Raw genomic sequence first — 26,535 nt, forward strand, 5'->3', positions numbered from 1 at the left:
TTAGTAGGAAATTGAATAAGGTAATTACAGAATGGATAACTATGAAGATTATTATACTCAGTCTGCTGAAATGTATGATATTTTAAGCGAACCTCATTGGGAAACTCGTAAAGATACATTTATAAAATCCTTGAAGTTTATGGGAGTAAAAACAGGCAACTGGTTAAATATAGGTTCCGGCACTGGCCAAGAATTAAGTATAATTGCGCAAATGTTTCCAGACATACATATTTTTGCAATTGAACCGTCTGCATCTATGCGTATTGGCCTAATGACAAGAATTATGATGTTACCTGAAATACAACACCAAGTAACTGTGATTGCTGATACATTTCAAAATACCATTCTACCAAAATCATTTTCTGCCGCTATTATATGTGGCTGTATAGGATATTTTAATCAGAATGATAGAAAAATATTATGGAATAAGCTTGCAAATGGGCTAGAAAAAAAAGGTGCTATTTTGGTAGATACAATGCCGTTTAATACGCCTTGTAACATTTCTAAGATACTATTAAATAGTAAAAAAATAGGGAACCATATCTATGAAATTTATTTAAGTGGCAAACCTATAGATCAAGAGGCTATTCGTTGGAATATGAATTTTAAAATCATAGAAGACGATAAAGTCATACGAAATTTTAATATAGAAAGAGATTGGTATACTTTTGGAATTGAACAAGTAATTAAGGAGGCATCAAGAGAAGGATTGGTCCATGAAAACATTAGCTCAAGTACTGTACCAATGGCAATCCTCCGCCATAAATAACTCATAATTAAGGTATAGAAATGAAAATATTAAGTGATATTAATAACATAAAAGAATTATGTTCCAAGCAAATAAACATTGACAAAAATAAATTTTCAGATAAGGACAATCTGATAAAATTAGGTCTTGATTCAATTGGATTTATGCAATGTTTATATATTTTCCAAAAAAATGGTTATGCTATAACATTAAAAGATTTGTATTTAAATCCAACAATAAAAGGATGGTATAAAATATTAAAAAAATCAGATATAAATAAAAAAGAAAGAAAAGATAATATATATACACATAAAACAATAAAAAATGCTGGTGAGTTTTCACTTACACCTATACAACATGCCTATTTTGTCGGCCGTTTGAATAAACAAACTCTTGGTGGTGTTGCTTGCCAAATTTATCAAGAATTTGATGGCACCCCTAAATTTACTCCGGAAAGTTTAGAGAAAGCATTAGTATTATTATCAAAACGTCATCCCATGTTGAATATAGTATTTCACCAACAGGGTACACAATTTTGGTCTCCTAACCCAAATAGAAAATATGTTACATATCATGATTTTAGTAAATTACCAAAAGATGAGTATGAGAAAAAACTTTTACAATTACGGGAAAAATTAAGCCATCAGGTACTAAATGTTGAAAGCGGTCAGTTAATTGATTTTCACATGATATCGCTACCTAACAACAGATATCGTTTATGTACTAATATTGATATGTTGATTGCAGATGGTACAAGTTATTCATTACTCTTTACTGAACTTTGTTTATTATTGAGCGGAGAAATACTGCCTCAGTTAGATGAGCACTATGACTTTTACCATTATTTACAAGATAAAAAACAGTATGAAAACAAAGAATCAGCATATCAATATTGGAAAAATAAAATCCCAAACCTACCAGACTCTCCTCTTCTGCCATTATATATGGATCCAGAAAAAATAAATAAAATAAAAATTAAACGCCTTAGCTGGACATTTAGCTCAAAAGAATGGAAAAACTTTAGTAATTTGGCTAAAGAAAATAATATTACACCTTCCATTGCATTAGCAACCTGTTTCTCATCTGTACTTGCAAGATGGACTGGCCAAAATAGCTTATTACTCAACTTTACATTATTTGATAGAAAGCCATTAGCCCCTGCAGTTAATAATATTATAGCTGATTTTACTAATGTCATTCTTTTAGAAATGAAAACAGACAATCGACCATTAATTTCATTATCTAAAGACAATCAAAATACATTTATTGAAGCTTGGCAACATTCTGATTATTCTGGTATTGATATCATTAGAGACCTTCGTAAAAATGGCACCCATCCTTATGGGTGTCCTGTTGTCTTTACTAGCCATATTAATCAACCACTTATTGATAAAAATATAGAATCTGTATTAGGTTCTATAGGATGGGGAATATCACAAACCCCACAAGTTTGGCTTGATCACATGGCAATTAACAAAAGTGGAAATATTGTTTTACAGTGGGATTATAACAATGACTTGTTCCGGAATGATGTTATAACAACAATATTTGATGTTTATATTTCTCGTATACGCCAACTTGCCAACGATCCTAATGCCTGGATTGAAACCCAACCTGATTTAATTCCTAAAAAACAATTAAAAAATAGAATATCAGTTATCAAAAAAGATAATTCACTATTACCACATACACTGCATAAGTCTATTTTCCATAATTATTCAAATTCATCAAAAATTGCTGTCATTGATATCGACTCTCAGGAATGGAGCTACAAAAAATTATTATCTAAAGCAACAATACTCAGTGATCAAATAATACAACAAGGTTATAAACCAGAAGACAGAATTGGTGTATGTATGCCAAAAGGAGTAGGGCAAATCATTAGCGTTCTGGCTATTTTATTAATGGGGGGAACTTATGTTCCGATTGATGTACTACAACCAGAAGAACGTATAAACCGCATTGCTAAAAATGCTCAGCTTTCATTACTCATCGTATCTGATAGCGATCCATCCTATTCAATCTATGCTACATTTTGTAACAGGATTGTTTGGCAAAAAGTTCAACCCTCCGAGAATAAACCACTACACAATATAGATATATCTCCTCATCAAGCAGCTTATGTTATTTATACTTCAGGTTCTACTGGAGAGCCTAAAGGTGTTGTTGTATCCCATGCCAGCGCAATGAATACCTGCCTTGATCTCAATCGGCGATATAACATTTCAGACAAAGATCGGGTACTTGCCATATCAGCACTACATTTTGATCTGTCTGTTTATGATATTTTCGGTGTTTTAAATGCCGGAGGGACTCTTGTATTAGTTAAAGAAGATGAGCGCCGTAATCCTGATGCATGGTTACGACTTATTAACCAACATAAAATAACACTTTGGAACAGCGTACCTGCACTGTTTGATATGTTACTAACCTATGCAGAAGGAATAGGGTCATCCATTCCACAATCGCTGCTATTAATCTATCTCTCTGGAGATTGGATTGGGCTTGATCTCCCGACACGTTACTATAATTTCTGCCCTGATGGACAAATAGTCGCCATGGGAGGTGCCACAGAAGCCGCTATTTGGTCTAACTATTTTAATGTCACAACATTAGACCCATCCTGGAGCTCGATACCTTATGGATATCCTTTATCCAACCAACGTTATCGTATTGTTAATGCTAGAGGAGAAGATTGCCCTGATTGGGTATCAGGAGAACTTTGGATTGGTGGTGCAGGCGTTGCGTTAGGCTACCTAAACGATCCCGAAAAAACAGCACAACAGTTTGTAAAACAAAATGGTGAAAATTGGTATAAAACAGGTGATATGGGAAGATATCTCCCTGGCGGTATACTTGAATTTTTAGGAAGACGTGACCGCCAAGTTAAGATTGGCGGATACCGTATAGAACCAGGGGAAATTGATGCTGCATTCAATAAGCTTCAGGGTGTGCAAAATGCGATTACACTATGCCTTGGTAATGGTAATAAAGAAAAAGCATTACACTCTTTTGTGATACTAAATTCGGGTAATTACCAGGATATTATCAGTTCAAATAGCACCTTTTCTCCCCTCTACTATCTGCGCTCAACCCCAATAAATGTACAACAACAATCCCAAGAAACGGCAATCATAGCTGGATTTTTATATGATTATCTTACTGAACAAAATATTGATTTCGACAACCTCTTGTCAGAAAAAAAATCAGCAGATGACCATAGCATTATCGCTAGCTATCAGTCATTAATGGCTAATTGGCTAAATTTAATAGCACAATATCCACAAACTACACTCAATTCCCCCCCAACTAATAGTACCCAGCGAACGCTAATAGAAAATTTGCAGCGCCACAAAAACAATTTAACAGACATACTCAAAGGTAAAAAATCAGCTCTAACACTATTTGATGATCCCTATTGGTCACCAGAACAAGTCACTATGCGTATTGATGGAATGCACTACTCCTTAGAAAATTTACTACAACAAATAAGAGAACTTCATCATTCACTAAAAAGGCCAATAAAAATCATTCAATTAGGTGCTAGAAGCGGTATTTCAGCAAATTATATTCTGCAACGATTACCCACTAATATGGTTACCCTACTGCTAACTGATGAGTCTCTTTCAATGGTAACGCAAGCTAACCAAAATTTATCAGATTATCAAAATAGTTATGCTGAGCCTCTTACAGAAGTATTTCTTCATAAAAATCGATATAGTGCAGATATCATTTGGATGAACAATTATCTTCATCGATTAGACAGCCCACAAAAAGAGATACAAAAATTCGTTTCACTCTGTGCTCCGAGTGGAATGATTTTTATACAAGAAGTGTTACATGCCCCTGCACAATCACTGATAAGCATCTCTTTATTACAACAAAATGGTAGTGATCCTGCTGATGAATTATTAACAGCAAAAAAATGCAAAGATATCTTTAGCGCTTCTACTGCGACTTATAAAAGTGAAGGAGTTAACGGCGAAATATTGACACAGTTATACCAAGCACCAGAAAAAATTTATTTACCAGATAAAAATAAGCTAGAGCATGATTTGCGCCAATTTTTACCAGACTATATGATCCCAAAACATATTTATTTTCTAACTGAGTTCCCCTTAACCGCAAATGGCAAAATAGATAACCAATCATTAAAATTGTATTGTCAGGAATACCAAGAAGAATACCTAAATCAACAACCTATCAATGGTAAAGAACAGATCATCATAACAATATGGCAAAAGCTCCTTGGCACCAACAAGATACACCGTCACAGTCATTTCTTTCGTGAAGGGGGAGATAGCCTAGTTGCTATTCGATTGATCTCTGATTTAAACCATATTGGCTACCAAGTTGAACTGGAGCATATCTTTGCTTATCCGATCCTTTCTGATTTTGCACAAAATATAAAGCAGAGCGAAGTTTTCGAAAAACAGCCAGCAATTTCACATAACGAGGCGTATAGATACAATCCATTTCCACTCACTGATATTCAGCAAGCTTACTTAGTTGGACGGCAAAATAATTTTACACTTGGGGGTGTTGGTACACATTTTTTTGTCCATTTTATAGCGGAAAATTTAGATGTACCTAAATTAGAACGTACAATTAATCAGTTGATTTCTCGTCATGATATGTTACGTGGTGTCATTATTAATGGACAACAACAAGTACTTAAAAAAGTTCCTTATTATTCCGTTAAAACGCATTATATCCCTACAGAAAAAAGTGACGCTTTTCTAGTATTACGAGCTCAACTTGCTAACATTGTTTATGATCCAGAAATTTGGCCTTTATTTACTATTCAAGTTATCAAGACCAAAGAACAACCAGATCATATTTTTATTAGCCTTGATAACTTATTCCTTGATGGAATGAGTATGCAGATATTTTTCAGTGAGCTAAAAACACTGTATATGGAGCCAAATCACCAATTTATCCCTCTAGATATTACTTTTCGAGATTATATTGATTGTGATGCCTATCCGATTAACACACAAAATGATTGGGAATATTGGTTAACGCGTTTACCACAATTACCACCAGCCCCACAATTGCCACTAATAAAAGATCCAGCACAGATTGTGCAACCTCGCTTCTCGCGTTTACAAACATCATTATCTACTTCTGTTTGGCAAGCACTACAACAAGTTGCTCAGCAAAATAATGTTACGCCAGCAGCACTTTTGATTGCTGCTTATTGCGCCACATTATCCGCATGGAGTAAAAGCCCTGAGTTAACAATTAATTTGACATTATTTAATCGGCATCCTGTACATCCTCAAATAAATGAAGTACTTGGTGATTTTACCTCATTACAATTACTCGATTGGTATACCTGTGATCTTTGGTCAAACAGTATCTCAATGATGCAAAAACGTTTACATAAAGATATGCAACATCGTAGTGTTTCAGCCATCAAAGTAATGCGTGAAATGGCAATTCAACGACAGATGTCTCATATAGAGATACCTGTCGTTTTTACCTGTGCATTGGGCTATAAACATGATGAAGGTTTTCTTTCTCATCATTCATGGCTAAAACCTGTTTGGGGAATATCACAAACACCACAAACATGGCTAGATCATCAAGTATATGAGTCAGACGGTGAATTATATTTAAACTGGGATTTTGTCGAACAATTATTTGACTACACAACCATTTTTTCCATGTTCCAGCAATATGAACATATACTCACTAAACTGGCTACTGAACCACAATCTTGGCAATTGCCACTAAATAAACTTATACCAAGATGCAATAATCTCGTCATCACCCCAGTTTTCAATGCCAAAAATAATCAAAACACACATTATAAACAATCTACTGATACACAAAAAACAGGTCAGACAATACAAAAACTACAACAACTTGTTAAGCAAGTTATTGGAATAACGTTAGCACCTGAAACAAATTTTTTCGAAGCAGGTGCCAGCTCTTTACAATTGGTTCAACTTCATGCAGCACTACAAAAAAATGGCTATAGCCATATTACAATTACTGATCTGTTCGCTAGTCCAAATCTAAGTACATTAGCGCAATTGCTTTGGCAAAACACTTCACCAACATGTGAGCAATATTCCGACCGAGACAAACACAAAAACAAGAGAAAGAAACGGTTACAACTACGAACTCATAGTAGATAAAGGATATTAATCATGCTGAATTTTGAAACTTTCTATGGTAATAGTGAACCTATAGCTGTTATTGGTCTTTCTGGTCGCTTCCCTGATGCACAAAATATTGATCAATTTTGGCATAACATAATTAATAAACACGATAGCTCTCGTCTTTTTTCTGAAGAAGAACTAAAAGCCGCAGGTGTCGCTGAACAAACTTATCATTCACCTGATTTTGTTAATCGTGGCGCGCCGTTAGATGAAGCGGAATATTTTGACGCTACTCTATTTAATTATTCACGCTCAGAAGCTGAACTTATCGATCCCCAGCAAAGAATTTTTTTACAAGGTGCTTGGCATGCTTTAGAGCATGCTGGATATGCCCCTTGCAATATAACCATCAAAACAGGCGTTTTTGCTTCAGCAAGAATGAGCAGCTATCCTGCCCAGCAAGATTTAGCATTGCACAATATTGGCCATGTCCGTGGCATGCAAAAATTATTAGGGAATGATAAAGACTATCTCGCAACACGTATTGCATATAAATTAAATTTAACTGGTCCAGCATTAACTATACAAACCGCTTGTTCTAGCTCCTTAGTTGCCGTACATATGGCTTGTGAAAGTTTACGCTCTGGTGAATGCAGTATGGCTATTGCTGGTGGAATTGGTATCACATTTCCACAAACCGGTGGTTATCTATATCAGAAAGGCATGATCTTCTCACCAGATGGTATTTGTCGTCCTTTTGATGCAGAGGCAAACGGTACTTTTGCTGGTAATGGATTTGGTATTGTAGTGTTACGTCGTCTTGAAGATGCCTTAGTGGATGGAAACACAATTATTGCTGTATTACGTGGTAGTGCCATTAATAATGATGGTCATCAAAAAGCGGGATTCACAGCTCCCTCCGTAGCAGGCCAAGTTTCAGTTATTAGAGAAGCAATACAACTGGCCGATATTAAAAATGAAGATATTGAACTTATTGAAGCACACGCAACAGCTACACCATTAGGTGATCCAATTGAGTTTAGTGCATTATGTCAGGTTTTCGCTGATCGCTCTCTTACTGCTTCTAAATGCGCTATTGGCTCAGTTAAAGGCAATATCGGACATCTGGATACAGCAGCAGGTATCACTGGCCTAATTAAAACGATATTAGCGGTAAATAAAGCACTTATTCCTCCATCTATGCATTTTAATCACCCAAATCCTCAATTACAAATAGAAAAAAGCCCGTTCTACATTCCTAAAAACCCTAAAGCTTGGTCTAGCAGAATACGAACTGCTGGTGTTTCTTCATTTGGTATTGGTGGAACAAACTGTCATATCATTGTGCAATCATTGCCTGACTCATTAGTATCAATCAAACCTGAACAAGAGGTAGACAATAATTTTGAATACTCATTATTGCTTAGTGCCGCCACAAAAGAGAGTCTAAAAAAACTTGCTGGTGATTATGCACCATTAATAAAAATTACCCCAGCAAACATTCTGGCTCATAATGCATTACAGCAAAGACAACTCAACTTACCATGGCGCTTATCTATCCCCTTAACAAGTGAGAGTGATATTTCACTGTTAGCTTTCTCTCAAGGAAGTGCTGATTCTTTAATACAATATGGTCATACATCAACAAATAAGAAAATAGCGTGGCTATTTTCTGGTATGGGATCACAATATCCTGCTATGGGTAAAGTGATGTACCAACATTCAACAACATTTGCCGAAACAATCGATCGTTGTGAGCAAGCATGCCTGCAACACTTAACATTTCCGTTAAAAGAAGTCATGTTTGGCCTACATAGCGATAAACTTGTTAATGCCAGTTATATTCAAGCGGCTATTGTCGCCTATGAAATCGCAATGGCAGCACATTGGCGAGCAATCGGTATTTTACCTGAAATAATTGTAGGTCATTCTTGCGGAGAATATGCCGCAGCCGTTATCGCTGGTTTCTATACAATCGAACAAATGATGCCACTTGCTGTATATAGTGGACAATTAATGGAAAGTCATGTTAATGGTGAAATGATTGCTGTATTTGCAGAATATCAAGATATTCAAATCATTGCTAAACAATGTCATGTTGAATTAGCTGCAATTAATGGCCATAACAACTTATCATTCGCGGGGCAACCCGATGATATGCAAAAGTTTACTCAAATATTGAAAGCAAAGAATATTCGATTTAGAGAAATGAATAACGTGTGTGCTGCTCATACCTCTTATATTGATAATATTCTTGATCAATTGATGGAATTTACTGAGTCATTATCAGCCTCACAAGGAAAAATAGCCTTAGTCTCAGGCTATACAGGGCAATTAATTTCTCAAAAAGAACTTCAACATCCATCATATTGGGCTCAGCAACTACGCAATACAGTTATGTATCAAGATGCAATACAAACGTTAGTCAATCATGGTGTCACCCATGCTATAGAATTAGGACCAACTTCTGTATTAAGTGATCTTGGTGAACGTGAAGGCATTACTGAGATTAGTTGGATACCAACTGCCAGAATGGGAGTTGATGAAATTCAGATGAAACAACAGGCTGCAACAACCCTATTTATTGCAGGCTATGATTTACCATGGCAGTCACTGTTTAAAACTCAAGGAAGTTATATACCATTACCTCTCTATCCCTTTGAAAAACAATATTATTGGTATGAAAAAAAGGATAGTGAAAAATATCAACCACAAAAAAGCGCATTTGATTTACCTATTAGCCAAGGTCGTGAAACGGCATTAAAAGCGCTTACAACACTCGATCTTCCTCGTTTAAACTCATTTAATTCAACACTTACCACTTTACATAATTATTACGTCGATAAAATGATATGCTCGTGTTTAGGCCATGAGTTGAATACCCCCATGTCTGTAATCGATATTATGCGAGCAGGACGCATTTTACCCCGCTATTATCAATTATTAGTACGTTTATTAGAGGCCTGTGTTGAGGATGGATATTATATTTACCAACAGATAAATCAGCACAACTACTATAAAAAAATAAAATCTATTTCTAGTGATAAATTACCATTATTATTCCATCAATTACAATTAGATAGCGAAGGTCTTCAATCTATTCCTGACACCGTCAAGCGAGCAGGAGAGCAACTCTACGATATGATGACAGGCGTGATTGAACCTGTTTCAGTGATCTTTCCTGAAGGTGCATCTCAAGGTGTTGAAGTTCTCTATCAAGATTTTAGTTTTGGTCGTTATTTTAACCAAATTGCTGCCGCGGTACTTAAAGGATTACTTTCTCACTACCAGCCCACTGTGGCTAAGCCTTTGCGAATTATTGAAGTCGGTGGTGGCACGGGAGGAACCACCTCTTGGCTGCTACCTATTTTATCAACCATACAACATGTTGAATACGAATTTACCGATATTTCACCTATCTTCACCCGACGTGCCGCACAAAAATTTAGTCAATATTCATTTGTTAACTATCGAGAGTTCAATTTACAACAATCCCCTGAAATACAAGGTTTTCAATCTGATTATTATGACATTATTATTGCTGCTAATGTTATTCATGCCACTCAACATATTGGAGATACATTAACTGCTCTTCGTACTTTACTGCGTTCCAATGGTCATTTGCTTATGCGCGAAATAACCAAACAAGCTCGCTTATTTGATTTTGTTTTTGGCCCACTGGTGTTACCCCTCCATGATGAAAAGATCCGTAAAGGAAAACTATTTTTATCACCAGAATTATGGCATCAACAGTGTCGCTTAGCAGGATTTCAACATATTCGCTGGTTACCTGATGCATTACCAGAAACCAAAGATATGTGTGAACATATTATTCTCGCCAGTGTTTCGACAGAAAACGATCACTTTGATCAAGAGTTACCTAGTGACACCAAGATACAACAAAGTTCACACTACCAATGGCAATTAACACCTTGTGTGGAACAAGATCTTATCAAGCCAACATTAATATTTAACCATCAACAAACATTGCCTTCTGAAATCACAGCTATTTTATCCGCTATTGGATGTCTTTCTGAACAGGGCGAAAATCAATTAATCGTTGCCAACCTTGCAGATCCTTTAATTATCGCCGAGCAGATCCGCCAAATATTACTGTCATCGTCTGATGGGTTTGTTGTTATCACGCAACAAGCCTGGGCATTAACTGCCATAGAAACGGTTAATCCAGCACAACGTAGTATTCGAAGTTTATTAAAAACTATTCAAAAAGAATATAGCTCAAGGTTAATTGCCATTGTTGATTTAGGTATAAATGCCTCATGGTCTGAATTAGTTCCTGCTTTTATACAAATAGAACAAGGTAATAATGAAATTATTGTTCGTAACCATTGCTGCTACTTACCACAATTAACCCCACTGCCCTCATCTTCTACGATCATAGCGCAGAACATCATGGTATCCCCGCGCTGGCATATTATTACTGGTGGTTTTGGAGGCTTAGGTCGAATTACAGCAAGTTGGTTAGTAAGGCAAGGTGCTAAACGTATCGCTATTTTGGCACCACGAGCTGATAGCAGCGCATTAGATTGGATGAATAACTTACAGAAATCTAACCAGCTAGAAATAAAATGGCTAACATGTGATTGTCGTGATAACGCTCAATGTCATGCAGCACTCACTCAGCTTGAAAATGAAGGTGGCATTGAGGGGCTTATACACAGTGCAGGTATTTTGGATGATGCACTTATGACACAACTCACCCCTAAGCGTATGTCTGACGTATTTTCTGTTAAAGCGATATCTGCCAAGCAATTTTGTGATGCTTTAGAAAAAACAGATGCCAGTTACCTTATTTTATACTCCTCTGCCGCTGCAACTATAGGCTCTGAAGGACAAGCAGCTCATTCCCTCGCTTGTGGATATTTAGATGGATTAGCTGAATATGCACGTCGCAATATCAAGGGATTAACCGTCATTTCTATCGCTTGGGGGGCATGGCAAAGTGTTGGCTTTGTGGCAGAAAAACAACTCCATGATAAATTACAACACAAAGGTATGAGTACGCTTACTACTGAGGAAGGACTGGCACATTTAGATGCTTGTCTGCTAGATAATACCTCTTGTCGCCTTGCAATGCGCTTAGCGACTCCACCTTTAATGACACAAAAAACGCCTTTATTTCATCAGACTAATCATAATGATCATTATGATAACCATGAAATTAATCACACTCGCCAGCTTTGTGAAACCCCAACTCAAACGGATCAAACAGAGCCGGTAAGCCCTAACAGGGTTGATTATCGCGTTGGTGATAACTTAGAACAGTGGCTAACAGCATGCATCAAACAACTGTTGCGTCTTGGTGATGAACATATTGATACTCACATTGAACTATTCCAATTAGGACTAGATTCTCTCTCTTTCCTCGATCTCAGTGCGGAAATTAAGAAACAGTTTGCGGTCAATATTGACGCTGAACAATCTTATGATGATATGACTATTGCTGGTTTAGCCTCAGTTATTCGAACCGCAGCACCTGAGAAATTTACTGTGACAGAAGCACTCCATAATCAAGACAACATTTCCCACACAATGGAGTCAGAACGATATGCCCCATTTCCATTAACACCAATTCAACACGCCTATTGGATCGGACGTAAAAACCTCTTTAACTACGGAGGCGTTGCTTGCCATGCAATTTTTGAATGGGATTGTCAACGCCATATATGGGAGCCGGCCTCACTTGAAAAAGCTTGGAATAAAGTTATTCAGCGTCATGATATGTTGAGAATGATCATAGATGATGATGGACAACAACGTATCTTAAAAGAAGTTCCTTATTTTCATTTTATTCAACATGACCTAACAAATTTAACCCAACAAGAGCAACAAGAGAGCCTAACACAGATAAGGGAAGCCCTTTCTTATCGGGTATTACCGACTGAGTCATGGCCATTATTTGAAGTTGAAATTTCTTGGCTAAATAACGATTGTTACAGATTACATATCAATCTAGATTTACTGCAGTTTGATACCATGAGCTTTAAAATTCTGTTTGATGATCTATTTAACGCCTATTCAGGACAAGAATTAATACCACAAACATTTACCTTCCGCGACTACTGCTTAAAAAATCAAACAAATCGTAACAGTGATGAGTGGAAAATGGCATGGTGTTACTGGCAGGATCTATTATCTGATTTACCTTCTGCCCCATATTTACCGATAAAGAATTCATCCATTACTGAACAACCTCGTTTTACGACTTTCCAACATCATGTTTCTATAGCGCAATGGGACAAATTAAAACAGAGGTGGAAAAAGCATGGTATTACACCATCAGCAGGGCTTTTAACACTTTTTGCTTTAGTTTTAGGTCGCTGGACAAAATACCCAGCCTTTACACTAAACTTAACTTTCTTTAATCGTCAACCATGGCACCCAGATGTTACACAACTTATTGGTGATTTTACCTCTGTACTCCCTATAGATATTTATCTAGATAACGACTGTACATTAAATGAGTCAATGGCAAAAATACAGCGCAGACTTTGGCAACATTTAAGTAAGTCCCAAGTAAATGGTGTAGAGATTTTACGTGAATGGGGACGCTATAAAGGGGATAGTAGCCAATCTCTGTTACCTATTGTATTTACTAGCATGTTAGGTATGACACTAGATGGTGACAATATTGATGAAGCATTAAATCAGCTTTTCGGCCAACCCGTATATAGCTTCGCGCAAACACCTCAAGTTTGGTTAGATCACCAAGTAATGGAAGGAAAAGAGGGGCTAACATTAAATTGGTTCTGCATGGATGACATCTTTGCTGACGGTTTATTAACAATGATGTTCTCTGATTATCAAAGCTTGATCACTCAATTATGCCAAGATGAAGATAATAATCAATCAGTTGATAAGATTATTGCGCAACTTCCTTCATATCAACATTTAGCAATAGATAATCACCTCCAATCACGCTATCAACAACTCGAGCAAACATTGGAAAATCATCCGCAAATCAAACGTGCTCATGCTATGGTAATGGTAAAAGACGATACGAAAGTAGAGCCTCCTCTACAATTACTGTTTGAAGCCTCTTCTGATATTCCACTATCCGTTATTAAACAGCCCAATTGGTTACCTAATTTACTTTCGCCATCAGCTTCACTCAGTGACATTATTGAAAAGAGTTGGCAACGATTTGAGGAACGAGCACGGTATGGCATATGTCACACACTGTATCGAAATGCTCTTTTTACCGAGCTAAACACACCAATCACCCTAGCTGAAATAGTGGCTCGTTTAAAAGCAAAGCCTCAGTATGAGAGGCTACTTAGTCAGTGGCTAGATTTATTATGCCTGCATCACTTATTAACCAAAGAGGGTGATCAGTTTTATGCCACAACACAGTTTATTAACTTATGTTTATCTGCCCCAGTATTTCAACAACCTGTTAATGATTGGGAATATGTACTTTGGGATTACCTTGAACAATCACTAACCCAACATGAATTACTCTTTAGTGGTAAGGTTTCTCCTCTTTCACTACTTTTTAATTCAGATGAAATTACCACAGCACTATACGCCAAACACCCTGCACTAAATTATTTAAATCAATGTGCAAAAGATATTGTTAGTGCAATGGTTGGTGCAACATCTTCACTCAATATTTTAGAAATAGGGGCAGGTACAGGAGCTACCACTCAAGGTATAGTCGCAGTACTTAAGAATACGCATTACTCATACACCTTTACTGATATATCACATTACTTCCTTGATAAAGCGCGAAAAAAATTCACTGCTGTAGGAGAAATGCGCTATCAACTCTTTGATATTAATGCACCAATACAATTTTCTCATCATCCAGATAATGGCTATGATCTGATCATTGCATCTAATGTATTACATGATGCATCACATATCGGCCACGCACTAAAACGGATTAGAAGCCTGTTAAAACCTCAAGGCTATTTATTATTTATCGAAGCAACCGAGTGTCAAAGTGCTATGCAAATGGCGACTGTTGGCTTTATTGAGGGATTAAGTGCATATCAAGATAAGCGTATATTGACGAATAAAGCGATGCTTGATAGTGAAAGTTGGCATGATATTTTAATCAATACTGGTTTTGAAACTATTGGTCAATGGCCCCAAACAGATTCCTCATCTTTGCGACAAACACTCTTTTTAGCCTCTCCCACTCGTGGAGGAAAACCTTATTTAGGTAAATTACGTGATTATTTATCTCATTCTCTTGATCAGAATATCGACTCTTTTGAGTTGTTCCAATGTGAAAATATTGAAGCAACCCTTAATGGCATAGCAACATCATCCGCTCAAGAGCTAAATGAACAGATACAACCTGTTGCAATACCTGATGTACCAACCAATATGATTAATGAAATCATTGCATTATGGTCTGAGTTATTAGGTCGTGAGGTCAATAGTACAAATGATTTCTTCCGTTCTGGAGGAGATAGTTTGATTGCAACCAAAATGATCAGCCAATTACATCAACGGGGATATCCAGCAACATTACAACAGATTTTTACCTATCCATGCTTAGCCGATTTTTGTGCTCATTTAGAGCAGGAAAAGCAATCTCAACGAGAGTACTCCTCTTTGATACCTCTAAGCGCTGTATCTGCTCCAAAACCTTACCACTACTTTATGGTACATGCTTCTGATGGTGATCCCGGTGTTTACCTACCTCTTGCTGAGTCGTTAAATAATACAGTGTGGGGATTAACAGTTACAGATGCTTCAAAACTAACTGATTTGGATACATTGTTATCATTACATTTATCTAGCATAAAAACAGCACAACAGACTGGCCCTTATATTCTTATTGGTTGGTCATATGGTGCTTTTATTGCCAGTTACCTTGCAGAACAACTCTCGCAACAAAATCATTCCGTATTATTAGTATTAATAGATCCCGTCTATCGACATGATTTTATTAAATTTTGTCATGATGACTCAGATAGTTCATCAGATGAAAATAAGCAGCTTGCATGCACTAAAAGACTTATGTCATTCCTACCTGAAAGTGACCTACCATTATCTGATGATATCGCCTGTTTATGGCTGGAAGCCACCAACCACCCAACAGAATGGACATCACCTGAAAAAGAGTGGTACCAACGATTACCGCCACATACCCAACATCACTATTTTTCAGGGGAGCACTGGTCAATACTGCAAGATCGCGCTACCAGCACACATCTGGCCGAAATCATTGATCAGTGGGTGCAACAAAAACTTTCTAATAACGGATATCCATCCGAAGGAGGTAATTAATGAAACCGGCAAAAAAAGTGGTGATTGTAGGCAGTAAATTTGGAGAGGTTTATCTCAATGCATTTATACAACCTCAAGACAAATGGCATCTTATTGGCCTTTTTTCCAAAGGTAGCACTCGTTCTCGAGAATTATCTAAAGCATTCGGTATTCCACTTTTTACTCGATTTGATCAACTACCTGAAAAAATAGATCTAGCTTGTATTGTTGTGCGATCAGCCATTGTTGGTGGCGAAGGTAGCCAACTTGCGCAAGCATTTTTACAACGGGGGATCTCGGTTGTACAGGAACATCCTGTACATCCTGATGAAATTACCAGACTACAATCATTAGCAGAAAAAATGCATTGCCACTATATCGTTAACAGCCTCTATCCACATAATAAAGCAGGACGTTTATGGATAGAAAACACACAGAAGATATATCAGCAAATACAACAACGACCAGTGTGGGGACAAATTATCACAAGCAGGCAATTAATTTATTCCGCCTTAGATATATATTGCCAAGCAATGAAATTACACCCTAATGATATTACAGTCACATTAGAAAAAGATAATACCCCGCTACAATTTCTACGACTATCCAACCCTACTGGTGATTTGCTTTTATGCCTACAAAAACATTTGTCATCTAACGATCCTGATCAGCATAGCCTCGTGATGCATCATATGATATTAGGCTGGCCAGCTGGTTATTTAACTCTCGCTGGAAGTTATGGGCCAGTAGAATGGAATAATGCGCTTTATATTCATCATCACCAAGATAGTAAAAAAGCCATGTATCAATCTCCTGCCACGATGGAGCTTGATGAACCACTGTTTCATTCATTTCATACTCCACCAAATAGTTGGCAGGATGTGATGGAATGTGAAGCACCAGAAGCTATTAATTACTTACTGGCAGAGATAGATAAATGCTGGCAATTACCTAATGATAAAAAACCAATGATTTTACAACCCCATTACCAATTAGCTTTATCTCAATTATGGATAAAAACATTGCAAACAGCAGGTAAAGCCATTGATGGCACAATTGCGCCATTTAAGCGAATGAACTTCACCAAAAGTAGTGGACGGAGAAAATAATGATAAAACAATCTCCCAAATATATTACTCCTTTAAATGAGCAAAATGTAAATAAAGACAATGCTAACCTATTGGTTTGCCCATTTGCTGGTGCCAGTAATAGTGCATTTAACTCGTGGAGATCTACCGATATTTCAGGGTTAAATTGTCAATTAGTTAATTACTCTGGCCATGGTTGCAGATTTAAAGAACCAGCCTTTAATGATATTGGGTTATTAGCCAATGAATTAATAACAATAATAAAGAAATTTTATCCACCACGGCATAATTCATTATTACTTTGCGGTCACAGTATGGGGGCCCAAGTTGCCTTTGAAACTGCTATTCAATTAGAAAAAAATGGCTGGGAATTATCTGGACTAATATTATCAGGCTGCCAAGCTCCTCATATTCAAGCAAGGAGATTACTGAGTGATTTAAATGATGATGACTTTATTCAACAATTAATTGCCATTGGTGGATGTGATGCTGAATTAATCAAGCAGCCACAGTTGTTAAAACAGTTTATGCCATTATTACGTGCTGATTTCCTTGCTACCGAGCGTTATTTTTTTCAAAAAAGCACTAAACGGCTTTTTCATACCCCTGTTTTATTAATGTATGGTAGTCATGATAGTGAAGCTGATAAAAACGAAGTTGAAGCATGGCAAGATTGGATAGATAAGCATTGCACTATTAATTGCATCGCTGGAGATCACTTTTATCCAATTACACGCCCAAATACTTTTTGTCGTTTTATTATTGATTTTTATCACCAATTTATCAATGATTAAATTGATTAGGTAATATATATGAATAAAACAATAGATACTTTGCCACTTAACTTTCGTATTTTAATAAAATTAGCCCCACTCCCTCTGATTAGTGGCATTATTATGGCAATAATCTCAACAATGCTAAGTTTAGCACCATTATGGATCATCTATAAAATCAGCCAGATTTGTTTTTCAACATCACCTAATATTCAACAAATAAATAATCTAGTTTATATCACTGTGATTATTTTAATTTTACGTTGGGGATTAATGGCAATAAGTCATATTGCCGCACATCGGGGTGCTTTTTATATTCAGCATCAATTACAACTCGCAATAGCTAAAAAAATCAGTAAAGTACCATTATCATTTTTTGCTCAATATGGCAGTGGAAATCTGCGACGTATTATCAATGATGATATAAAAAGCTTAGAAGGTTTTTTCGCACATATGCTACCTGATCTCGTCTCAGCCATAGTGACTCCCTTTATCGCTATTATATTACTTTTTTATGTAAATTGGCCTCTTGCCTTATTATCTCTAACCCCATTACCCATTGCTTTTATGGCTCAACTTCTCATGTTGCGTCGAGCCAATAAACAAACCAATGAGTGGATGAATATTCAGAAAAAAATTGCTAATGAAATAGGAGAATATATTAAAGGAATACGAGAAATAAAAGCGTTTAACTTAACCTCCCATACTTTTGGTAAATTATCTCAATCTATCAATTCCTCTGTTAAATGGATAAAAAATAATGTCAAAGCTAGTACAGGCTCTTGGATGGTATTTAGTGGGATATTAACAGCGAATCTCGTTATTATAGCACCAGTAGGTGGGTGGATGTATTTAAATCAAAATATTGATTTATCTACTTATATTTTATTTTTAATGACATCCCCCCTCGTACTTGCGCCGTTATTACGACTAACATTTGTGCTAGGAGAACAAGCTCAACGAAAACAAACCTTAAAACATATCAGTATGATCCTTGAACTTTCAGAGCATAAACAACATGATAAACATTTTACTCTCCCTAAAAATAGCGATATTACTTTTAAAGATGTCTGTTTGGATCATGGTGATAAACCGATATTAGAGAAAATTAGTTTTAATGCCCAAGCGGGTACAACAACTGCAATTGTAGGCCACAGTGGTGCAGGAAAATCCTCATTATTAAAACTAATTCCCCGTTTTTATGATTGTACTTCTGGCCAAATAAAAATAGGTCAATATGATATCAACTACTGGCCAGAAATTGATTTACTTTCTCAAATAAGTGTTGTTTTTCAAGATGTATATCTATTTCATGGAACTATTTTAGAAAATTTACTCATAGCAAATCCTAATGCCTTATTTGAGGATATTATCAAAGCAACTAAAGCAGCCAATATTCATCATGTTATTGAAAAACTCCCAGCAGGATATAATACATTAATTGGTGAACAAGGAAATAAACTTTCAGGTGGAGAGAAACAGCGATTATCAATTGCAAGAGCACTATTAAAAAACTCTCCAATCCTACTTCTCGATGAAATTACTGCCAATGTTGATGCTGAAAATGAAATTTTGATCTATCGCGCATTAAAGAGTCTATGCCAGAATCGGACTGTTATTATGATCACTCATAACCTACATACTATTATTAACGCAGATAAAATTATTGTGCTTGATAATGGAAAGATTATTGATACAGGTACACACACCCATTTATTAAACCAATGCCCAACCTATCAAAAATTATGGAATGATTATAGTCACACTATTCATTGGCAATTAATCCAGGAGAATAATAATGATTAAAGAATTAATTAAATCAGGTTATTTGCTTTCTAATAAAAAAGATAAAGATTTAATGGTGGGTCTATGCCTTGCCGTAGTTGAAGGTCTTTTTGCTACTATTCCGTATATTCTACTCTATTTTTTATTAATTGATCTTTTTGCCAATAAAATCACACTAGCTCAGTTATTTTATTACTTTTTATCAATACTCTTATCTATTGTTCTGCGTATTGTCATTGGTACTTATAGTATGCCAATGATTTTTATTGGTGCTTATAAAATGATGGGACAAGCCCGTCTAAGAATAGCCGATCATTTACGAAAAATCCCGATTGGCTGGTTTTCTTCTCAACGCAGTGGTGATCTTGCATCACGGCTTACTGCTGATTTAGAGATCATTGAAAATATCTGGTCACATTTCTTAGGAATGTTTATCAGTACTTTAGCGATGCCTGTTTTTCTCTCACTATTCTTAGTATGGGTAGATTGGCAACTCACTTTAATTATATTATTTTCTATTCCAATCGCTCTGTTCGCATTATCCATAAGCCATAAAATAATGTTAAAAGCTGCACAACAGGCAGCTGATGCTAATGCCAATGTACAATCCGAATTACTCGATTATATCCAAGGAATTATGGTTATTCGTAGTTTTGGGCGACTTGGTCCTGCATGGAAAAAACTAAAAGCAGCCTTAGAAACACAAAATAAAACCCAAATAGTTCTAGATTCCAAGCCTGCCCCTTGGATTGCACTTTATGGTTTTATTCTTGAATCAGGTTTTATTTTATTAATGATAATAGGAACAAGCCGTTTAATTAGTGGCTCACTTTCTCCTTCTCAATTCGTTTTTTTCCTTGTATTAGCACTCCCCATTTATCGACAATTCTTTGATTTAGGATTATCCAGTATGTTGTTAAATTATGCACAAAAATCATTACAACGCATAGAAGAAGTAATGAAAGTGGTTCCACTTTCTGAGCCTAAATATACTCAATTACCAATAAGAACAGATATCTATTTTAACAATGTAAGCTTTATTTATCCTTATAATAGTCAATTAACATTAGATAATATATCTTGCTGTTTTCCTGAAAAAAGCTTTACTGCTATTGTTGGCCCTAGTGGCTCAGGGAAAAGCACTTTACTACAGCTTATTTCTCGTCTATGGGATGTTAACCAAGGTGAAATATTGCTAGATGATATTAATATTAACCAAATAAATTCCGATAAACTCTGTTCATATGTATCTTCTGTTTATCAAGATGTCGTTTTATTTTCAGGAACAATTAAAGATAATATTTTAATGGGAAAAACAGATGCTCACGATGATGAAATAATAACTGCAGCTAAATTAGCTAATGCACATGAGTTTATTATACAAAAACCACAAAATTATGATACTCCTATTGGTTACGGTGGTATGTTACTCTCAGGTGGAGAACGTCAACGTCTTTCTCTTGCTAGAACTTTATTAAAAAATGCACCAATTTTACTGATCGACGAAGCAACATCGAGTATCGATTGTTCATCAGAAGTATTAATTCAACAAGCTTTATCATTGTTATCAAAAGATAAGACAATCATTATGATTGCCCATCGATTAAATAGCATTAAAAATGCCGATAACATTATCGTAATGGAAAATGGAAAAATAGCAGAACAAGGAAAACATGCTGAGTTACTTGCAAAAAATGGCTTATATGCACATTTATGGTTACAACAGAAAGCGTTATGCTAATAGCCAAATGCAATGAGTAATAGCAACTTGTTTATAGATAATGAGGTGCATATCTGGATTGGTAATCTACAAACGATACCATGTTTAAGTAAAGCTAAATCCAGAATGCACATCTTAAATAACGATGAAATTTCATCGTTATTCGACTACCCTTTTATAAAACAACGAAATATTTTTTTGCTATCAAGAGTCATGTTACGCGATATTTTATCATTTTATTTAAAAATTTCACCAGAAGATGTAAGATTTTCAAAAAATGAGTACGGGAAACCATTTATTTTAAACGAATCAAAGGAAAGCATTTACTTCAATTTATCACATTCAAATAATTGTGTTGCTCTCGCTATTTCAAATACATCATCCGTTGGTATTGATATTGAATATTTCAACCGTGATATAGAAATAAATAGCATTATAGATTATTATTTCTCAAAAAAAGAAAAAAAATACCTATCTTATTTTGACGAGACTCAAAAAAAACATAATTTCTATAAGATGTGGACATTAAAAGAAGCCTATATTAAATCAAGAGGCATTGGATTATCAGAAGAAATCATTAAGAATTTAGATTTTTATATAAAGAGAGATCAATTTGATAAATTATATTTTATAGAACAGCATTACTCTGCTCATCTTTCATATATTACCAAATCAATATTAGATAGCTATAAAATATCCATAATCACATATCACCATCCATTTAACTATAAATTCTTAACATGGGGTGATATAAAAAGCAACCTGCCACATCATTTATTATAGTTATACGACCACAATGAAATTATATATTAACAGTTAGTTTTAAGTATTATTTGACTGACTATAGGTCATATAAAAGATATGACAATTCAATTCATATATTCACACCAAAACACGAATAAATTATAAAAAACCATCAATATATTAGCACTCATATAAATAAGGAAAAATTATGTTTAACAATAAAACAAAAAATACTATTATTAAAAATAAATCCGATTGGTTAACCATACCTGAAGCTGTATACCTAGCCAACCAGAAAAAAACAGAGAAACAATTAACCGACAGCGACGTTTATCGCCATGCGCTATCTTGAAACATTTATTTATCTATATACTTTCAATCTACAATTATATTAAGGAAAGTCACAAAAATTAAGAATAAAATTAAATTGAAAAAAATAGGAAACTCTCTCACAGATCGTTTATGCTATCTTGATACACATTGTTTCATTAAACATATAAATTATACCACACTCACTCAAGATAAATATATTCATTCTAAAAAAATGGGTCATTGATACCACTCTGATCGGGTATGAATTCGTAACAATTCAACACTTACTGGCGCACTCAATCAATATATCACCACCAATCACAGGCAATCAATGTATTAATTATGGCATTTCAGTTTTATTATCAAGAACTCTATTTCAAGCGTTTGAGAAAATAACATGAAAAGAACGAATTAGCCAACAACTAATGTAATTACCTGAAGAACTAAAATCTGAGATTTATAACAACATTAATCGAATGAAACTCATAAATCCAGTGACAAAGAATATTTCCCTATTTATAAATTACCACAAGATTCCTGTTTTGTAATTCGCCTGACTGAACTACAAAAGCTGATGAATGCCTATGTAAATATTAAACACACTCCAACATCGACACGCATATCCAGCCCTTTATCTCGTCTTTTCTGGCTTTCATGTAAACATAATGAAGTCATCAGTCCATTACTAGGAAAACCTTACAAGCTTTTATCCATTTTCGAACAATGGGCATCTACCGAAGGTATTACTGACAAATTCAGCGGCGATACACTGAAAACAGCACTTGAACGCGGTTCTCCCACTTCAGTGCCTTATTGATTTAACTCACCATTATACTGAAATACGTATTAAGAACTCAAAAACTCTTAATACGGGCTTACGTGCTTTCTTCTTCACCTTCGCTTATGCTTTTTTATCTTCTCCAACCCCACTCTACACTGGAGAAAATCATGACATCACATCAGTTATTACGCCTGAAACAGGTCGAAGAAAAAACCGGTCTGAAACGCTCGCAAATCTATCTGTATATGAAAGGGGGCTCTTTTCCTCGTTCAATAATAAAGGTTGGCCCTGCCAGCGTAGCCTGGCTCGAATCTGAAATTGATGAATGGATCAACCTCAAATTAGCCAACCGCTGAAGTGTTTAAGGAAGGTCCGAAATCATGATTCCGTCTCTGAATTACGCCGTATTAACAGATGCCCTGCGTGCGCTGAAAGAAGACAATATTCACCATCGTGAATCTCTGGGACTCACCTTCGACGAAATGAATACCCTCAGGACAACACTGGTGCTTTAATGAAAAAACGAAATTTCAGTGCAGAATTCAGACGTGAATCCGCTCAGTTAGTGGTGGATCAACACTATACGGTTGCAGATGCCGCAAATGCCATGGATGTCGGACTTTCCACTATGACCCGGTGGGTAAAGCAGCTACGAGATGAACGTGCCGGCAAAACACCTAAAGCCTCCCCTATCACGCCGGAGCAAATTGAGATACGTGAGCTGAAGAAAAAACTTCAACGTATTGAAATGGAAAATGAAATATTAAAAAAGGCTACTGCGCTCTTGATGTCAGATTCCCTGAACAACTCTCGATAATCGGGAAACTCAGAGCGCATTATCCTGTGGCCACGCTTTGCCACGTGTTTGGGGTTCACCGCAGCAGCTATAAATACCGGAAAAACCGTCCTGACAAGCCGGATAGCAGGCTAGCTGTATTACGCAGTCAGGTTCAGGAACTACACGGCCTCAGTCATGGCTCCGAGGATGCAAGAAGTATCGCCACAATGGCCACACACAGGGGCTTCCGGATGGAACGATGGCTTGCCGGCCATCTTATGAGGAAGCTGGGGCTGGTGAGTTGTCAGCAGCCTGTTCACCGATATAGACGTGGGGGACACGAACATATTGCTATCCCGAATCACCTCGGACGTCAGTTTGCAGTGACAGTGCCTGACCAGGTATGGTGCGGCGATGTGACGTATATCTGGACAGGTAAACGCCGGACTTACCTTGCTGTGGTACTCGATCTATTTGCACGGAAACCCGTGGGGTGGGCAATGTCGTTCTCTCCGGACAGCAGGCTGACCACCAAAGCACTGAAAATGGCATGGGAAAGACGCGGTAAGCCATCCGGGGTTATGTTCCACAGTGATTAGGGTAGTCACTATACAAGCAGGTAGTTCAGGCAGTTACTGTGGCGATACCGGATCAGGCAAAGTATGAGCAGGCGCGGAAACTGCTGGGATACTCATTCTAATATACTTTCAAATACCGGATCGGACTGACCCGTGCTGGGATTGGCTCAAATGCCTTTGTGTTGACCTGTCGTCCGATTCTGGTATTTCCCGGGCATAACCGGGCCCAGAGTTTGTGACCTGATAGGAGCTTTGTGCTGCATCCCGAGTGTCCTGTCCTGCGATGGGGATGATTGTGCTACCAATATCTGGAGGCAAACCATGCAAAACGACCGCCAATCTTCTGAAACCGTGATTCTGGGTGTCGATACCCATCTTGATATTCATGTCGGCGCTGTTATCAGTCAGGCAGGTAAACTGCTTGGAACTCACATTATTCAAACAAATCAAGCGGGCTATCTGGAACTACTTGATTGGGCACGTTCTTTCGGTAGCCTCGAACGAGCAGGCATCGAAGGAACAGGAACATATGGTGCCGCATTAACACGCTATCTCATCAAGAATAGCATTTATGTTGTTGAAGTTAACCGGCCAGATCGCTCAAAACGCCGCCTTGAAGGGAAGTCAGATCCACTAGATGCAGAAAATGCAGCCCGGACAGTGCTTTCAGGGAGCAGCAAGGCCATACCAAAAATGCAGTCAGGTGCATGTGAGGCTCTCCGGATTATTAGTGTTGCCCGACGTAGTGCAGTAAAAGCCTGTACGCAGGCGATTAATCAGCTTCGTGCACTGCTGGTTAGTGCCCCGCAAGATGTTCGCGACAAACTCTGGAAATCGAAACCACACGAATGCGTAACTGCCTGCATTAACAGCGAAGTGTCAGAGCACTCACCGTTACGTATAGCCTTGTGCAGTACGCTTCGAAGCCTTGCGAAACGATGGATGGCCCTGACTGAAGAGTTGAATGAACTAGACGAATCACTAGATAAACTGACCCGCAAGTATGCCAGTAACCTTCGTAGCCAGTTTGGCGTTGGGCCACAGACGGCTGCAACACTGCTGGCAGTTGCGGGTGATAACCCCGAACGTTTAAAAAATGAAGCGGCCCTGGCATCGCTCTGTGGCGTAAATCCACTGCCAGCATCATCAGGGAAAACAGTAAGGCACAGATTAAACCGTGGTGGCTCACGTGAAGCAAACAATGCCCTGTGGACAATAGCCCTTGTACGTATGCGTAGCGATCCGCGCACGAGAATCTATGTCGACAGACGAACTGGTGAAGGGCTATCGACTAAAGAGATCCTGAGATGCCTAAAACGCTACATCGTCCGTGAGCTCTATCCATTGATTTTATCGGACCTCGCATATGCCAATCGCCGCTCTTGACATAGGAGCGTCAACAGTCCGATGGAGCGCTTTTTCAGGAGTCTGAAAAATGAGTGGATGCCGGTGACAGGCTACACCAGCTTCAGTGAAGCTGCTCAAGCGATAACGGGTTATATCGTCGGGTATTACAGCGAACTCAGGCCGCACGAATATAACGGTGGATTACCACCAAATGAATCGGAAAACCGATACCGAAAAAACTCTAAAACCGTGGCCAGTTTTAGTTGACCACTACAAAAGCTTATTGATGAACGAACTGATGATGTTTTGTATGGTGAACCATGATACAAAAAATGGACGATGGGCCGAATGATCTCATTTAATACATCTTCGCCTTATACCAACGCGAATGGAAGATTAAAAAAGTGGGCAAAAAATAATAACAATTTAAAGTAAGCATCAGCGTCAAATTAATGGCCGAAAAATCGCTCTATGCCCACATCCTTAATCTGACCACGCCGTGGCAGGTTAAATCCCTTGCTCTCAATA

General features: G+C 37.1%; 12 protein-coding genes and 4 pseudogenes. All 16 read left to right on the forward strand.

Annotation, left to right across the window (positions count from 1 at the left end; genetic code table 11):
* The first annotated feature begins 31 nt into the window (after positions 1–31).
* On the forward strand, positions 32–769 hold the full coding sequence (locus P3L40_RS18990) for a class I SAM-dependent methyltransferase (protein WP_000371013.1): 738 nt from the start codon (positions 32–34) through the stop codon (positions 767–769).
* Between the two features lie 20 nt (positions 770–789).
* Positions 790–6,894 carry a non-ribosomal peptide synthetase gene (locus P3L40_RS18995; RefSeq protein ID WP_004239721.1) on the forward strand — a complete coding sequence of 2,035 codons (6,105 nt, stop codon included), beginning with the start codon at positions 790–792 and terminating at the stop codon, positions 6,892–6,894.
* 12 nt (positions 6,895–6,906) lie between these two features.
* Positions 6,907–16,122 carry a type I polyketide synthase gene (locus P3L40_RS19000; protein WP_004239722.1) on the forward strand — a complete coding sequence of 3,072 codons (9,216 nt, stop codon included), beginning with the start codon at positions 6,907–6,909 and terminating at the stop codon, positions 16,120–16,122.
* Positions 16,122–17,210: a Gfo/Idh/MocA family oxidoreductase gene (locus P3L40_RS19005; protein WP_000801189.1), complete on the forward strand. Its 1,089-nt coding sequence runs from the start codon at positions 16,122–16,124 to the stop codon at positions 17,208–17,210. The genes P3L40_RS19000 and P3L40_RS19005 overlap by 1 nt, the downstream gene beginning before the upstream one ends.
* A complete protein-coding gene (locus tag P3L40_RS19010) occupies positions 17,210–17,983 on the forward strand; it encodes a thioesterase II family protein (RefSeq protein WP_004239723.1) in 774 nt (257 codons plus the stop codon). The genes P3L40_RS19005 and P3L40_RS19010 overlap by 1 nt, the downstream gene beginning before the upstream one ends.
* A gap of 18 nt (positions 17,984–18,001) precedes the next feature.
* Positions 18,002–19,768, forward strand: a complete 1,767-nt coding sequence (locus P3L40_RS19015) for an ABC transporter ATP-binding protein (RefSeq protein ID WP_001044024.1) — start codon at positions 18,002–18,004, stop codon at positions 19,766–19,768.
* The gene (locus tag P3L40_RS19020) at positions 19,761–21,488 is read left to right on the forward strand and encodes an ABC transporter ATP-binding protein (RefSeq protein WP_000588838.1); all 1,728 of its coding nucleotides are present in this window, start codon (positions 19,761–19,763) and stop codon (positions 21,486–21,488) included. Before P3L40_RS19015 ends, P3L40_RS19020 begins: the two co-directional genes overlap by 8 nt.
* 12 nt (positions 21,489–21,500) lie before the next feature.
* Complete coding sequence (locus P3L40_RS19025) at positions 21,501–22,250, forward strand: 4'-phosphopantetheinyl transferase family protein (protein ID WP_000071884.1); 750 nt, start codon at positions 21,501–21,503, stop codon at positions 22,248–22,250.
* A 169-nt stretch (positions 22,251–22,419) separates the two neighbouring features.
* Positions 22,420–22,563: a hypothetical protein gene (locus P3L40_RS19030; RefSeq protein ID WP_000482925.1), complete on the forward strand. Its 144-nt coding sequence runs from the start codon at positions 22,420–22,422 to the stop codon at positions 22,561–22,563.
* Positions 22,564–23,097: 534 nt separating this feature from the next.
* Positions 23,098–23,340 (forward strand): hypothetical protein, encoded by a 243-nt coding sequence (locus tag P3L40_RS19035; RefSeq protein WP_017827829.1) that lies wholly within the window; start codon positions 23,098–23,100, stop codon positions 23,338–23,340.
* Positions 23,341–23,471: 131 nt separating this feature from the next.
* The gene (locus P3L40_RS19040) at positions 23,472–23,660 is read left to right on the forward strand and encodes an AlpA family transcriptional regulator (protein ID WP_000200567.1); all 189 of its coding nucleotides are present in this window, start codon (positions 23,472–23,474) and stop codon (positions 23,658–23,660) included.
* Between the two features lie 24 nt (positions 23,661–23,684).
* Positions 23,685–23,798 (forward strand): annotated as a pseudogene (locus P3L40_RS19045) (DUF2857 domain-containing protein); the annotation flags it as partial.
* Positions 23,799–23,818: 20 nt separating this feature from the next.
* Positions 23,819–24,771, forward strand: a pseudogene (locus P3L40_RS19050) (IS3 family transposase); the annotation flags it as partial.
* Positions 24,772–24,981: 210 nt separating this feature from the next.
* The gene (locus P3L40_RS19055) at positions 24,982–26,046 is read left to right on the forward strand and encodes an IS110 family transposase (protein ID WP_004239726.1); all 1,065 of its coding nucleotides are present in this window, start codon (positions 24,982–24,984) and stop codon (positions 26,044–26,046) included.
* A gap of 12 nt (positions 26,047–26,058) precedes the next feature.
* Positions 26,059–26,274: pseudogene (locus P3L40_RS19060) on the forward strand (integrase core domain-containing protein); the annotation flags it as partial.
* 12 nt (positions 26,275–26,286) lie between these two features.
* Positions 26,287–26,442, forward strand: a pseudogene (locus P3L40_RS19065) (ClbS/DfsB family four-helix bundle protein); the annotation flags it as partial.
* Positions 26,443–26,535 lie beyond the last annotated feature (93 nt).

Origin of the sequence: Providencia sp. PROV040, assembly GCF_032706145.1 — a bacterium.
In the GTDB taxonomy this organism is placed as follows: domain Bacteria; phylum Pseudomonadota; class Gammaproteobacteria; order Enterobacterales; family Enterobacteriaceae; genus Providencia; species Providencia hangzhouensis.